This is a genomic window from Mesorhizobium sp. M1217 (genome assembly GCF_040318275.1).
Classification (GTDB): Bacteria; Pseudomonadota; Alphaproteobacteria; order Rhizobiales; family Rhizobiaceae; genus Mesorhizobium.
Genome location: NZ_JAMYMA010000008.1, coordinates 216,706 through 231,266 on the forward strand (window position 1 = coordinate 216,706; position 14,561 = coordinate 231,266).

14 protein-coding genes are annotated in these 14,561 nt (G+C 63.3%); 12 read left to right on the forward strand and 2 right to left on the reverse strand.

The window, feature by feature from the left end; all coding sequences use genetic code 11:
- Positions 1-121 precede the first annotated feature (121 nt).
- The 5 genes from NKH37_RS16170 (at position 122) to NKH37_RS16190 (ending at position 5,086) form a co-directional block, all read left to right on the forward strand.
- Entirely contained in the window at positions 122-406 is a 285-nt protein-coding gene (locus NKH37_RS16170) for an acyl carrier protein (RefSeq protein WP_023719977.1), read from the forward strand.
- A 38-nt stretch (positions 407-444) separates the two neighbouring features.
- Entirely contained in the window at positions 445-1,632 is a 1,188-nt protein-coding gene (locus NKH37_RS16175) for a beta-ketoacyl-ACP synthase (RefSeq protein WP_352495968.1), read from the forward strand.
- A 74-nt stretch (positions 1,633-1,706) separates the two neighbouring features.
- The gene (locus NKH37_RS16180; RefSeq protein ID WP_023719975.1) at positions 1,707-2,978 is read left to right on the forward strand and encodes a beta-ketoacyl-ACP synthase; all 1,272 of its coding nucleotides are present in this window, start codon (positions 1,707-1,709) and stop codon (positions 2,976-2,978) included.
- 84 nt (positions 2,979-3,062) lie between these two features.
- Complete coding sequence (locus NKH37_RS16185; protein ID WP_352484196.1) at positions 3,063-4,091, forward strand: zinc-binding dehydrogenase; 1,029 nt, start codon at positions 3,063-3,065, stop codon at positions 4,089-4,091.
- 2 nt (positions 4,092-4,093) lie between these two features.
- The gene (locus tag NKH37_RS16190) at positions 4,094-5,086 is read left to right on the forward strand and encodes a lipid A biosynthesis lauroyl acyltransferase (RefSeq protein ID WP_353005428.1); all 993 of its coding nucleotides are present in this window, start codon (positions 4,094-4,096) and stop codon (positions 5,084-5,086) included.
- 150 nt (positions 5,087-5,236) lie between these two features.
- On the opposite strand, the gene NKH37_RS16195 is transcribed toward NKH37_RS16190, so the two are convergent.
- Complete coding sequence (locus tag NKH37_RS16195) at positions 5,237-5,665, reverse strand: L,D-transpeptidase (protein ID WP_023719972.1); 429 nt, start codon at positions 5,663-5,665, stop codon at positions 5,237-5,239.
- A gap of 222 nt (positions 5,666-5,887) precedes the next feature.
- On the opposite strand from NKH37_RS16195, the gene NKH37_RS16200 reads away from it, so the two are divergent.
- From NKH37_RS16200 to NKH37_RS16220, 5 genes are all read left to right on the forward strand, one after another.
- Complete coding sequence (locus tag NKH37_RS16200) at positions 5,888-7,177, forward strand: acetylornithine deacetylase/succinyl-diaminopimelate desuccinylase family protein (RefSeq protein ID WP_352495967.1); 1,290 nt, start codon at positions 5,888-5,890, stop codon at positions 7,175-7,177.
- A 130-nt stretch (positions 7,178-7,307) separates the two neighbouring features.
- Positions 7,308-8,786: an ABC transporter substrate-binding protein gene (locus tag NKH37_RS16205; RefSeq protein WP_353041222.1), complete on the forward strand. Its 1,479-nt coding sequence runs from the start codon at positions 7,308-7,310 to the stop codon at positions 8,784-8,786.
- Between the two features lie 255 nt (positions 8,787-9,041).
- The gene (locus tag NKH37_RS16210; RefSeq protein WP_352961663.1) at positions 9,042-9,989 is read left to right on the forward strand and encodes an ABC transporter permease; all 948 of its coding nucleotides are present in this window, start codon (positions 9,042-9,044) and stop codon (positions 9,987-9,989) included.
- Positions 9,986-10,855, forward strand: a complete 870-nt coding sequence (locus NKH37_RS16215; RefSeq protein ID WP_353005431.1) for an ABC transporter permease — start codon at positions 9,986-9,988, stop codon at positions 10,853-10,855. The genes NKH37_RS16210 and NKH37_RS16215 overlap by 4 nt, the downstream gene beginning before the upstream one ends.
- On the forward strand, positions 10,852-12,474 hold the full coding sequence (locus NKH37_RS16220) for an ABC transporter ATP-binding protein (RefSeq protein ID WP_353005432.1): 1,623 nt from the start codon (positions 10,852-10,854) through the stop codon (positions 12,472-12,474). The genes NKH37_RS16215 and NKH37_RS16220 overlap by 4 nt, the downstream gene beginning before the upstream one ends.
- Positions 12,475-12,479: 5 nt before the next feature.
- On the opposite strand, the gene NKH37_RS16225 is transcribed toward NKH37_RS16220, so the two are convergent.
- Entirely contained in the window at positions 12,480-12,905 is a 426-nt protein-coding gene (locus NKH37_RS16225) for a TerB family tellurite resistance protein (RefSeq protein ID WP_352861908.1), read from the reverse strand.
- Between the two features lie 515 nt (positions 12,906-13,420).
- On the opposite strand from NKH37_RS16225, the gene NKH37_RS16230 reads away from it, so the two are divergent.
- Entirely contained in the window at positions 13,421-13,591 is a 171-nt protein-coding gene (locus NKH37_RS16230) for a hypothetical protein (protein WP_353041224.1), read from the forward strand.
- 108 nt (positions 13,592-13,699) lie between these two features.
- Positions 13,700-14,530 (forward strand): helix-turn-helix domain-containing protein, encoded by an 831-nt coding sequence (locus NKH37_RS16235; RefSeq protein WP_353005433.1) that lies wholly within the window; start codon positions 13,700-13,702, stop codon positions 14,528-14,530.
- Positions 14,531-14,561: the final 31 nt, after the last annotated feature.

Here is a 14,561-nt window from a genome sequence, read left to right on the forward strand (position 1 = left end):
TCTGCCAGAACAGCAATCCCAGTTGCCGCCGGCGCATCAGGCCTTTTCCTGCCCGGAAAAACCGATTAGACAGCCCAAAACACATGCGGACAGATTCCGCCCGCAATCGAAGGAAAAGCCCTTGTCCACCACGTTCGACAAAGTCGCCAAGATTATCGCCGACACCAGCGAGATCGACATCGAGACGATCACGCCCGAAAGCCACACCATCGACGATCTCGGCATCGACAGCCTCGACTTCCTCGACATCGTCTTTGCCATCGACAAGGAATTCGGCATCAAGGTGCCGCTGGAAAAGTGGACGCAGGAGGTCAATGACGGCAAGGCGTCGACCGACGACTATTTCGTCATGAAGAACCTGTGCGCCAAGATCGACGCGCTCGTCGCCGCCAAGAACGCCACGTAAGCACAGCGCTTGACGCGCCTTCACCCGAACAGCCGCCCATGAACCCCCACGACGTCGTCATATCAGGCATCGGCCTAGTCTCGTCGCTGGGCGAGGGTCCGGATGCGCATTGGCAAAAGCTCGTCCAGCCGCGCCTTGAGCCGGTTCTGGAGGCCTCGCGCTTCTCGCCCTATACAGTCCACCCGCTGCCGGAGGTCGACTGGAACCTGCAGATCTCCAAGCGTGGCGACCAGCGGCAGATGGAGACCTGGCAGAGGCTCGGCACCTATGCGGCCGGCCTTGCGCTCGATGATGCCGGCATCAAGGGCAATGACGAACTCTGCGCGACCATGGACATGGTGGTGGCCGCCGGCGGCGGCGAGCGCGACGAAGCGGTCGACGCGGCCATTCTCGCGGCATCGGAAAGCCGCAATGACCGCGACGTGCTGCTCAACGAGAAGCTGACCACGGAATTGCGCCCGACGCTGTTTCTGGCACAGCTTTCCAACCTGCTCGCCGGCAACATCTCGATTGTCCACAAGGTGACGGGGTCGTCGCGCACCTTCATGGGCGAGGAAGGTGCGGGCGTCGCCGCCGTCGAGACCGCGGCCGCGCGCATCCGTTCCGGTCAGTCGACGCATATACTGGTCGGCGGCGCTTTCCAGACCGAACATTCCGACATGCTGCTCGGCTATGAACTGGCCGGCTACCTGCATCGCGGTCCGTGGCGGCCGGTCTGGCAGAGGCAAGGTGCCGAGGGCGGCGGCGTGGTGACCGGATCCGGCGGCGCGTTTCTCGTCCTGGAGCAGCGCGAGCACGCGACAAGCCGTGGCCGGAAGATCTATGCGGAACTTGGCCCGGTCCTGTCCGGTCGCGCCAGGCGCCGGCGGGGCGAACTCGATGGAGAGATCGCCATGCTGCTGAAGCAAGCCGCATTGCCGGACGGCGAGTTGCTGGCGATCTCCGGCGCTTCGGGCGCCCATGCCGCGACCGCCGCCGAGAAATCGGCGCTCGAGGCCAATCCGGCGATCGCCGCACGCGGCTTTTCGACGCTCACCGGCCACATGAAGGAAGCGCAGTTCCCCTTCGCCGTCGCGCTGGCGGCCCTGGCTGTCGACCGCGAGGCCGCCTACCCTGTCTTCGACGCCACAGTCGAAAAACCGTTTGCCGGCGTCCCGAAGACCGTCCTTGCAACGGCGATCGGCTATCACCAATTCGAGGGCATGGCGCTGATCAAAGCCGCCTAGAGCATCGGACCGAAAACGTGACGCGGTTTTCGGGCGATCCGATGCTCCAAGAGAAACAGGTTTTTGGACAACAAATGGCCAATCTGAACGACCACATGGGCAGGCCGATCGTCGCCGTCACCGGCATCGGCGTGGTGACCTCGCTCGGTGTCGGCAAGGCCGATAATTGGGCGGCGCTGACATCCGGCAAGTCCGGCATCCATCCGATCACCCGCTTCCCGGTCGATCATCTCAACACCCGCATCTCCGGCATGGTCGATTTCCTGCCGTCGAGTTCCAAGGGCGCCAGTCTCCTCACCTATGAGCTTGCCGAAACCGCGGCCCAGGAAGCGATGTCTGAGGCAGGCCTCGATGCCGGCGATTTCGGCGGACCGCTTTTCCTCGCTTCGCCGCCGGTCGAACTCGACTGGAGCGAGCGCTTTTCGCTCTACAATTCCGACACGCACGATACCGGTGCAGAGAGGCTCCTGCGGGTGGCGCGCGGCCTGAGGGAACTCGACATTTTCGAGACCACCCAGTTCGGTTCGATCGCCGACCGGCTTGCCGATCGTTTCGGCACGCGCGGCCTGCCGATCACGCTGTCGACCGCCTGCGCCTCGGGCGCCACGGCGATCCAGCTCGGCGTCGAGGCGATCCGCCGCGGCGAATGCGACCGGGCGCTGTCGATCGGCGCCGACGGATCGGCAACCGCGGAGGCGCTGATCCGCTTCTCGCTTCTGTCGGCGCTCTCCACCCATAACGACATCCCCGAAAAGGCATCCAAGCCGTTCTCCAAGGATCGCGACGGCTTCGTGCTGGCCGAAGGCTCGGGCGCCCTTGTGCTGGAATCGCTGGAGGCAGCACTTGCCCGCGGCGCCACCATTCTCGGCATATTGCGCGGCTGCGGCGAAAAGGCCGACGACTTCCATCGCACCCGCTCCAAGCCGGACGGTTCGCCGGCGATCGCGGCGGTGCGCGCCGCCCTTGCCGATGCCGGCCTGAGCGAGGACGGGATCGATTATGTCAACGCCCATGGCACCTCGACGCCCGAAAACGACAAGATGGAGCATTTGTCGCTGTCGACGGTGTTCGGCGAGCGTATCTCGTCAATGCCGGTCTCGTCGAACAAGTCGATGATCGGCCATACCCTATCGGCAGCCGGTGCCGTCGAGGCTGCATTTTCGCTGATGACGATGCGCGAAAGCGTCATTCCGCCGACCATCAACTACGACAATCCCGACCCGGCGATCGTGCTCGACGTGGTGCCGAACACCAAGCGCAACGCCGAGGTCGGCACGGTCCTGTCGAACTCCTTCGGCTTCGGCGGCCAGAACACCTGCCTTGTCATGGCGCGGGAACCGGTCTAAGCGACCGTTCCGCTCTAGCACTGTTGTCGTGCGCATGGTCCTTTCCGAAACGGTTCTCGGGTCATGCGCAACCTGGGATCTGGCATGCGCGCATTGCAACTTATCGAGGATCGCCGGCTTGAAACGGTGGACCTGCCACCACCGCCGCCGCCTTCGCTCGGCGAGGTGACGCTGCGCATCAAGGCCGTGGCGCTGAACCACATCGACGTCTGGGGCTGGCGCGGCATGGCTTTTGCCAAGCGCAAGCTGCCGCTGGTCGTCGGCGCCGAGGCTTCCGGCGAGGTCGAGGCGGTCGGCCCCGGCGTTTCCAGCCTTGTGCCCGGGCAATTGGTGTCGATCTATGGAGCCCGCACCTGCGGTCTTTGCCGCGCCTGCCGCGAAGGCCGCGACAATCTCTGCGAGCATGTTTCGGGCGTGCACGGCTTCCATCTCGACGGCTTTGCGCAGGAAAAGATCAACCTGCCGGCGCGCCTTCTGGTCCCCGCGCCGCCCGGCGTGAGCGAGATCGGCGCGGCGGTGGCGCCGGTTACCTTCGGCACGGTCGAGCATATGCTGTTCGACAATGCCCGGCTGCAGCCCGGCGAGACGATACTCGTCCATGCCGGCGGCTCCGGCATCGGCTCAGCCGCCATTCAGCTGGCCAAGAAGATGGGCTGCACGGTCATCACCACCGTCGGCTCGAACGAAAAGATCGACAAGGCCAAGGCGCTCGGCGCCGACCACGTCATCAATTACCGCGAGGACCGCTTCGAAGGCGTCGTGCGCAAGCTGACGAAGAAGAAGGGCGTCGACGTGGTGTTCGAGCATGTCGGCGCCGACACCTTTGCCGCCTCGATGCTGTGCCTGAAACGCGGCGGACGGCTGGTCACCTGCGGCTCGACCTCCGGTGTGTCGACGCAAATCAATTTGATGCAGTTGTTCCAGCAGCAGCTGAAGCTGCTCGGCTCGTTCGGCTGCCGCATGGAAAATATGGCCGACGCCATGCAGAAGATGGCGGCGGGTCTTGTCGCGCCGGTGATCGACACCGAGGTCGGCTTCGACGGCATCGATGCCGCGCTGAAGCGCATGGAAGGCCGCGACGTGTTCGGCAAGATCATCCTGCGCGTCGGCTGAGAATGGTCGGCAAGACTTTCAGGAAGATCAGCCGGGACCTGGGATTCCGCCATGGCCGGCGGCTTCGACGGTTCAACTACTGGCTGGTCGCGCGGGTCGCGATGATCGTCATCTCCGCGCTGCGCCTGCTGCCGCCCGACAGGGCGCTCAATTTCGCCGACAGCGCCGCCCGCCACATCGGCCCTTGGGTGCAGCGCCACAAGGTTGCGATCGACAATCTGCGCAAGGCCTATCCGGAAAAGAGCGATACAGAGATCGAGGCGATCGCCTCCGACATGTGGGGCAACATGGCTCGCCTCGCGGCCGAATATATCTTCCTCGATGCTTTGTTCGACTACGATCCTGCTGCGACGAAGCCGGGCCGTGTCGAGGTCAAGGGCGTGGAGCATTTCGTGCGCATCGCCGGCGAGGACAAGCCGCATATCGTCTTCACCGGGCATCTCGGCAATTTCGAGCTGCTGCCGGTGGCTGCTGCCACCTTCGGCATGAACATCACGGCGCTGTTTCGCCCGCCCAACAACCCTTACCTCGCCGACTACATCCTCTCGACCCGCCGCTCGAGCATGGGATCGCTGCTGCCGTCTTCGACCGGCGCCTCGTTCGCGCTTGCGGCCATCCTGGAGAACGGCGGCAATATCGGCGTGCTGGTCGACCAGAAATTCACGGGCGGGCTCGAGACGACATTCTTCGGCCGCCCCTGCGAGAGCAACCGCGTACTAGGCACGCTGGCCCGGCATTACGATTGCGATGTCTACCCGGCGCGCTGCGTGCGCTTGCCGAACAATCGTTTCCGGCTCGAAATCGAGGACAAGCTCACCTTGCCGCACACCGCAGGCGGCAATGTCGACGTCCCCGCCACCACTCAGCTTCTCAACGATGTGGTCGAGCGCTGGGTGCGCGAAGACCCTGGCCAGTGGATGTGGTTCCACAAGCGCTGGGAGATCAGCAAGCGCAGAAAGCGGCGGCCGTTGAAATTGCGCGACAAAGCCGCCTGAGCGGAAATCATAGCAAACATTTTCCGCTACTGACGTATTTTGTTCTTGCTTTGTGCCGGCAGCTATGCTACTAACTTCGGTATGGTGCTACTTGGCGCCGACGAACCTGCCGCTCCGGCGGGTTTTTTATTTTCGGGCCCAGTGACAGGCCTAATTCGTCACCAGGATCCGCGTGTTGCCGAAGCCGGCTTTGCGCACCATCGAATAGAAGGCCGCGGCGTTGCTGGGGTGGAGGCGCACACAGCCATGCGATGCCGGGCGCCCCAATTGCCGGACGGCACCGGTGCCGTGGATGGCATAGCCGCCGCGGAAGAACACCGAATAGGGCATCGGCGACATATCGTATTTGCGCGAATACCACATCCTGGCCGTCCGCTGCGGACGATAGCTGCCGCGCGGCGTGATGTAGCCTTTGCGGGCGGTGGAAACGCTCCACCGGTAATACGAAAGCCCGTATCTTACCGTCATCGTCTGTGAGGAAATATCAATGTTCGCGACCAGGCTGGCCGCCCGGCCCTCGAACGACGAACCGAACAGCATCGCTACCAATGCTGCTGCCATGAGAACAGTGTTTTTCATGCGATCAAACCCCTTTGATGCCCCTTGCCTGCCTGCCCTCACGCTGTTCTCCAGCATTTTGATGGCAAGCCAGCGAGCTAACACCTACTCCCTGACGATTTCACCAATCCAAAGCAGCGAATTTGAACGATTTCCCGCAATAGTTGCCGTAACGACACGCAATCGCCTCGCAATTCGCCATCGGGCTTGCAAAACCGCCTCATCCGCTGCTCAATTCGCCGAATGAACGAACCGAACGAACGGCTCCTCAAGGCGATCGATGACCGAGCTGATGATCTGGTTGCGCTGGCCGCGGATCTGATCCGCTTTCCGACCATCAACCCGCCCGGCGAAGCCTATCAGCCGTGTGCCGAATTTATCGGCGCGCGGCTGAAGAAGCGCGGTTTTGAGATCGAATTCATCCGTGCCGAAGGCACGCCCGGCGACACTGACCGTTATCCGCGCGTCAACGTCGTCGCCCGCTTCGATGGCCGCGCGCCGGGTGCTTGCGTGCACTTCAATTCGCATATCGACGTGGTCGAGCCCGGCGACGGCTGGAGCCTCGATCCGTTCGCCGGCATCGTCAGGGATGGCAAGGTCTATGGCCGCGGTGCCTGCGACATGAAAGGTGGGCTTGCCGCCTCGATCATCGCCGCTGAAGCCTTCATGGAGGTCTTTCCCGATTTTCCCGGCGCCATCGAGATTTCGGGGACGGTCGACGAGGAGTCCGGCGGCTTTGGCGGCGTCGCGCATCTGGCGAAGCTCGGCTATTTCTCCAGGCCGAAGGTCGACCACGTCATCATTCCCGAGCCGCTCAACAAGGACCGCATCTGCCTCGGCCATCGCGGCGTCTGGTGGGCGGAGATCGAGACCAAAGGCGAGATCGCGCACGGCTCGATGCCGTTCCTCGGCGACAATGCGGTACGCCATATGGGCGCCGTGCTGCGGGCCTTCGAGGACGAATTGTTTCCGGCGCTCGACCGCAAAATGACGCGCATGCCGGTCGTGCCCGAAGGCGCAAAACGCTCGACCATGAACATCAACTCGATCCATGGCGGCCAGACGGAGGATTTCCGGCCCGGCCTGCCCTCGCCCAACGTGCCTGATTCCTGCCGGCTGACCATCGACCGCCGTTTCCTGCTCGAAGAGGATCTCGGCACGGTCAAAAGCGAAGTGATCGATATCCTCGAGCGGCTGAAGCGCGAGCGCAAGAAATTCGATTACGAAATCCGCGATCTGATGGAAGTGCTGCCGCTGATGACCGAGCGCGACGCACCGGTGGTGAAGGCGGTCGCGCAAGGCATCATGGAGATATTCGACCGCGAGCCGGATTACGTGATCTCGCCCGGCACCTACGACCAGAAACACGTCGCCCGCATCGGCCACATCTATGACTGCATCGCTTATGGGCCGGGCATTCTCGACCTTGCCCACCGACCCGACGAATGGGTCGGCATTGCCGATATGTTGGACTCGGCAAAGGTGATGGCAATCGGCCTCGGCGTTCTGCTGAGGGGGGCCGGCCCGCAATGATCCGGCCATGGGCGGAAAAACATTCCTCCCGGCGGCGGCGGACCGTACGAAACGCAATTTACTCGGCAGCGAATTCACGCTTCTATCCGCCGGGTTTCAGCACGTGTTTTAGCATATGGGGAGTTGCACGATGAAATTGTGGAAAACCATTCTGGCCGCAGCGGCGCTGGCGTTGGCCGCCGGAACCTCGGCGATGGCCGCGCGAACCGACCTGGTCATCGGCATTCCGCTCGAACCCCCGCATCTCGATCCGACCGCGGGTGCCGCGGCTGCGATCGACGAAGTGCTCTACGCCAATGTCTTCGAGGGCCTGACCCGCATCGGACCGAACGGCGAAGTGCTGCCCGATCTCGCCGAAGGCTGGAGCATTTCCGACGACGGCAAGGTCTACACTTTCAAGCTGCATACAGGCGTGAAATTCCATGACGGCAGCGACTTCAACGCCGACGACGTGAAATTCTCGCTCGATCGTGCCCGCGCCGACAATTCCGTCAACGCGCAAAAGGGCCTGTTCGCCGCCATCGGCAATGTCGAGGTCGTCGATCCCGCGACGGTGAAGGTCACGCTGAAGAACCCGCAAGGCTCGTTCCTCTACAATATGGGCTGGGGCGACGCGGTGATCGTCGCGCCTGAGACAGCCGACACCAACAAGGAAAAACCGATCGGCACCGGCCCGTTCAAGTTCCAGAACTGGGCCAAGGGCTCATCGATCACGCTGGTCAAGTCGGACAATTACTGGGGCGCCCCGGTGTTCCTCGACAAGGCCGAGTTCCGCATCGTTCCGGACGCCGCCGCCGCCGTTCCGGCGCTGCTTTCCGGCGACATCCAGGCCTTTCCGTTCTTCGATCCTGACAGTGTCGCCCAGGTCAAGGACGACCCGCGCTTCAAGGTGGTGATCGGCTCGACCGAGGGCGAAACCATCCTGTCGATCAACAACAAGAAGCCGCCCTTCGACAAGCTGCAGGTCAGGCAGGCGATTTCCTTTGCGCTCGATCGCAAGGCGATCATCGACGGCGCCTCGGCCGGCCTCGGCGTGCCGATCGGCTCGCACATGTCGCCCGCCAGCAAGGCCTATGTCGACCTCACCGGCCTCTATCCGCACAATGTGGACAAGGCCAAGGAGTTGCTGAAGGAAGCCGGCCTGGAGAATGGCTTCAAGGCGACGCTGAAGCTGCCGCCGCCCTCCTATGCGCGGCTTGGTGGCGAGATCATTGCCTCCGATCTTCGCGAAATCGGCATCGACCTCGAGATCATCCCTGTCGAATGGGCGCAGTGGCTTGATCAGGTCTTCACCAAGAAGGATTACGACCTGACCATCGTTTCCCACACCGAGCCCAACGACATCGATATCTATTCGCGCAAGGACTATTACTTCAACTACGACAATCCGGCCTTCGACAAGATCATCGACGAGCTGAACCTTACCTCCGACGAGGCCAAGCGCATGACGCTGCTCGGCGAGGCGCAGAAGGTTCTGGCCGATGACGCCGTGGTCGGCTTCCTCTACGAATTGCCGAAGGTCGGCGTCTGGGACGCCAAACTGCAGGGCCTATGGGAAAACGCCCCCATCCAGGCCAACGACCTGACCAAGGTGAAGTGGACGGATTGAGCCGCTGACAGAAGGGCGAAAGTTGCACTCCGTCACACCCCCCTCTGTCCTGCCGGACATCTCCCCCTCAAGGGGGGAGATCGAGCCCTCATCGCCGCTTTCGCTAACCACTAGCGTTGCAAGGACAGTGTCAGCGTGGAAACTGCCAATCTCCCCCCTTGAGGGGGAGATGTCCGGCAGGACAGAGGGGGGTGGGCGGGAACGCAAGCTTCGCCCGGTTTTTGCGTCCGGCAACACAGCGGTTCCTCAACGTCCATGACCGCCTACCTCCTCAAGCGCCTCGCCATCGCCGTCGTCACGCTGGTTCTGGCCTCGATGGTGGTCTTTGCCGTGCTGGAGATCATTCCCGGCGACCCGGCACGGCTGATGCTTGGCCTGAACGCCAGCGCCGACCAGATCGAATTGCTGCGCAACCAGATGGGCCTCAACGCTCCCGTCGTGCTGCGCTATCTGCATTGGGCCGGCGGGCTGCTGAGCCTCGATTTCGGCCGTTCCTATACCTATTCGGTGCCGGTCATCGATCTGGTCCGCGAGCGCCTCGTCGTGTCGCTGCCGCTAGCGTTGATGGCGCTGGCGCTGTCCACCGTCATTGCCATCCCGGTCGGGCTGTTTTCCGCCAGCCGTAGCGGCCGGGCCGGCGACACGATCGCTATGGGCGCCGCCCAGCTTGGCGTCGCCGTGCCCAATTTCTGGTTTGCGCTGATGCTGATCTATCTTTTCGCCGTCTGGCTGCGGCTGGTGCCTGGCGGCGGCTTTCCCGGCTGGAGCGCCGGCGTCTGGCCGGCGCTGAAATCGCTGCTCCTGCCGGCAATCGCACTCGCTCTGCCGCAGGCGGCGATCCTTGCCCGGGTCACCCGTTCAGCGCTGATCGAAGTGCTGAGCGAGGACTACATCCGCACCGCCCGCGCCAAGGGCCTGCCCTATCGTATTGTCTTGTGGCGGCACGCACTGCGCAACGCCATGCTCCCGGTGGTCACCATTCTAGGCCTGCAATTCGCCTTCCTGCTCGCCGGCACCATCATCATCGAGAACGTCTTCTACTTACCCGGCCTCGGCCGGCTGGTGTTCCAGGCGATCAACCAGCGTGACTTGATCGTGGTCGAGAGCGTCGTCATGCTGCTGGTCGCCGCCGTCATCGTCGTCAATTTCGTTGTCGATCTCTCCTATGCGGTGGTCGATCCGCGCCTGAGAGGCCGGCAATGACGCTGCACATCGACATCCCCGACGAGAACCTTGCCGGCATCCTGGCCAAGGCGTTTCGAAACCGTTCGTTCCTTGCCGGCTTCGTCATCACCGCACTGGTGGCTGCGGTCGCGATCCTCTCCTTCTTGTGGACGCCTTACGATGTCACCAGGCTGGTAATATCCGACAAGACCCAGGCGCCGTCGCTGGCGCACTGGTTCGGCACCGACCATTTCGGTCGCGACATCCTGTCGATGATCATGGTCGGCGCCCGCAACTCGATCGCCGTGGCGCTGGTGGCGGTCGGCATCGGCATGGGCATCGGCGTGCCGCTCGGCGCCTTTGCCGCGGCGCGCGGCGGCATCGCCGACGACGTGCTGATGCGGCTGAACGACCTGGTCTTTGCCTTCCCGGCGCTGCTTTCGGCAATCATGATGACCGCCATCTTCGGGCCGGGCGCGTTCAACGCCATAATTGCCATCGGAATCTTCAACATCCCGGTGTTCGCGCGCGTCGCCCGGGCCGGCGCCCTGGCGATCTGGCCGCGCGAATTCATCCTCGCCGCCCGCGCCGCCGGCAAAAGCAGGACGCTGATCAGCATCGAACATGTGCTGCCCAACATCGCCACGCTGCTGCTGGTGCAAGGCACCATCCAGTTCGCGCTGGGCATATTGGCCGAAGCCGGGCTTTCCTATGTCGGGCTGGGCACCCAGCCGCCGATGCCGAGCTGGGGCCGCATGCTGTTCGACGCCCAGACCCGCATGGTGGTGGCGCCCTGGATGGCGATCTTTCCGGGCATGGCGATCGTCGTCACCGTGCTTGGCCTGAACCTGCTTGGCGACGGCATTGCCGACATTCTCGATCCGAAATCGCGGCGGCAGCGATGAGCCTGCTCGAAATCCACAAGCTGTCGCTGACCATCGGCAGCACCCGTATCCTCAGAGACATCGAACTTTCCGTCGCGCCGGGCGAAGTGATGGGGCTCGTTGGCGAATCCGGCTCCGGCAAGTCGATGACGGCGCTCACCGTCATGCAGCTTCTGCCCTGGGCGGCGCACACCAGCGGACGCATCACCTTCGACGGCATCGACATCCTTGCCGCCAGCGAGGACCAGATGTGCGCGCTGCGCGGCGACGATATCGGCATGGTGTTCCAGGAGCCGATGACGGCGCTCAATCCGGTCAAGACCATCGGCGAGCAGGTCGCCGAGGGTATTCGCTGGCACACCAGGGCAAGCCGCGCCGACGCCGAGGAACGGGCGCGAAAAATGCTCGACCGGGTCGGCCTGCCGGCAGCACAATTCCCGCTGTCGCGTTATCCGCACGAACTCTCCGGCGGCCAGCGCCAACGCGTCGTCATTGCCATTGCCTGTGCGCTGAAACCCAAGCTGCTGATTGCCGACGAGCCGACGACCGCGCTCGACGTGGTGCTGCAGGCGCAGATCCTCGACCTTCTGCGCGACCTCGTAGCGGAAAACCGCATGGGTCTTCTGCTCATCTCGCACGACCTCGCCGTGGTGACGGAGATGGCGGACCGCATCACCATCCTGCGCCATGGCGAGGTGATGGAGGCCGGCGACACGGCCCGCACGCTATCCGAACAGCTTCACCCCTACACGCGCCAACTGGCGCAGGCCTCGATGCATTTGCCGGCGCGAGCCCGCACGCATGACAGCGGATCAGCCAAACCGCTGCTTCAGGTAGCGAACGTAACGCGGGACTATCCCGGACGGCGCATATCGCTGTTGAAACCGGCAGCTCCCATCCGCGCCGTCGACGATGTCTCCTTCTCGATGGCGCCCGGCCAGTCGGTGGCGCTCGTGGGGCGCTCCGGCTGCGGCAAGTCGACGCTCGCCCGCATGGTCCTGGCGCTGGACAAGCCGACGGCCGGTACGATCCGCTTCCGTGGCGAAACCCTCACCGGCAAGAGCGAGGCGGAGCTGAAGCCGGCGCGGCGCGACATGCAGGTCGTGTTCCAGGACCCGTATGGTTCGTTCGACCCACGCCAGAAGGTCGAGAGATTGGTGGCCGAGCCGCTGCATGTGCTGGAGAAGAAGCCGGCGCCCGCCGCGCGGCGCGAGATGGTGGCGCATGCGCTGCACGAGGTCGGCCTGTCGCCTAAAGACATGGACAAATATCCGCACGAGTTTTCGGGCGGCCAGCGTCAGCGCCTGTCGATCGCCCGCGCCATCATCACGCGACCGAAGCTGGTCGTCGCCGACGAGCCGGTCTCGGCGCTCGATGTCTCGATCCGCGCCCAGATCCTCGATCTGTTCGCCGAGCTCAACCAGAAGCTCGGCATCGCCTATCTGTTCATCACCCATGATCTGACCGTCGCCCGCGCCATCACCGACGAAGTGATGGTCATGCATGACGGCAAGATCGTCGAGCGCGGCAGGACGAGCGAAGTGCTCGACCACCCGCAATCCGAAGCCGCCAAGGCGTTGGTCGCCGCCGCTCCCGATTTGCATCGGGCAATTGCGAAACGGCTGCAGGAACAGGGGTGAGCGGATTAGTCTTGCGGCTTCACCACATCGGCCGGGCTTATGTCGAGCAGGTCGAGGGTGCGGCGCAACAGCTGCATCTCGCTCCCGGCAAGTTGCGAATCGGCCTTGGCGATCTCGGCCATGTGGCGGGCGAGCAGCTTGCGTCGCTCGACGTCGAGGTCACGAAACTGAGCGATGGCTTGCGAGCCGTTGGTCTCGTAGCCGAACTCGTTGAGATATTCGATAACGCTGTCGATGCTGGTTTCGGGAATGCCGAAGGCTTCCCGGCAGATACGCCTGAAGGCTGTCATTTCGCTTTCGCTGACCGACCCGTCGGCCAGGATCATGCGGAACAGCATCAGCAATTCCGCCGACAGCACCGGATCGTCCGCGACCTTGCGCACGCCGGGGTCGCCGTCGAAGATCGAGCGTATCTGGTCCAGCAATCCCATCGCCGTCAGCCCCTTCCGATTCGTCAGGAAGGTAGCGCGGAATCGGCTTTGCGCAAACGGGGTGCGAAGGGTGGAACTGGGCAATCGCTTCAGGTTTTGAATTCGTCTCCTCACCCCTTTAGGGCGTTGGCGCTGCCCCTCACCTGCCTGCCGGCATCCTCTCCCCGTTTAGTGACGGGGAGAGGGCGCTCTCGTCACCGGTTTCGCCAATCGCAGACGCTGCAAGAAAAGGCGCCGACGTTGCGACCAGCCCTTTCTCCCCGTCACTATACGGGGAGAAATGCCCGGCAGGGCAATGAGGGGCGGCGGCGACATCGACAATTGGTGGTCTCCGCCACAATTTGGAAACTGTCATTCGTCTGAAGCGATTGCCCTTCGTGATCGAACTCGCGGCACCGTTCTGGCCACTCCCATAAAACTGCCGGCCAATCCGGCAAGCCCGCTGCGCTCATTGGTGTGTGACCGCGCGACTGATACTATGCGGCTGTACGAATCATGTTGAGGAGGGACCGGACATGAATCTCAGTGCGCCTACCCAGCTTATTTTCATCATATCCCTTGTCATCGCCATCATCGGCGTTCTCGCCGCGCTTGGCGTTCTTGCGTTCATCCCTTTGAATACCGCGTGGATTGTCGTCATCGCTTACATCGTGCTGGCCGCCGGCTGTCTGATGCGCGGCGCTTAACACGACCAGACAACTTCGAATCTCAGGCAACTCGGAGCGCCCGGCCAAAGCCGGGCGCTTTTGATTCCGACTGATGGTCTGTTAAAGTCGCGTGGCGGAGGAAAGTGCATGCCCGCCGACAGCGAAGACGGCAGCCGCCATGATAGCTCGGGGCTCGATCGGTTCGAGATGGTGCGGCGCGCTCCGTGCCATCGGCTTCAGGGCGCCGTCACCGACATATGCGGCTTTCGCGAAACCATGCCAGGCCATTTCCGCGCCATCGAATATGCCTCGCTGACCGTGCCGCTGGTCATCAGCTTTGCCGAACCCTTTGCCATCGGGCTCGGCAGGGACCCCGGCGACAATGACCGCTTCGCCAGTTTTGCCGCCGGCCTTTACGCCGGGCCGGTGGTGATCGAATCCTTCGGCGGCGCCTGTTGTGTGCAGATCAATTTCACCCCGCTCGGCGCTCGTCGCTTCTTCGGCCGCCCGATGAGCGAACTGACCGACCGCATGGTCGGCCTGGATGACGTGCTCGGCGTCGAAGGCATCGCGCTTCGCGAAAGGCTTGGCAATGCGCCGGATTGGAGCACACGCTTTGCCATCGCCGAGGCCTTCGTCGCCGACCGGTTGGCAACCACAGACGGCACTCAAGCCGAAATTGTCTGGGCCTATGAGACGATCGTCTCGACGAGTGGTCGGACCCGCATCTCGACGCTGGCCGAGAAGCTTGGCTGGAGCCGCAAGCATCTCGCCGGAAAATTTTCGGACGCGGTCGGCGTTGGACCCAAGACGCTCTCGCGCATCGTCCGCTTCAACCACGCGCTTTGCCTGTCGAGAAAGGCCAACAGCGATTGGGCCGACATCGCCGCCGACTGCGGCTATGCCGACCAGGCGCATCTGGTGCGCGAGTTTCGCGACCTCGCAGGCGTCACGCCGACGACTGTCGCCGTGAGGTAACATTTCTTCAAGACGCGCGACCGGCCTTCGC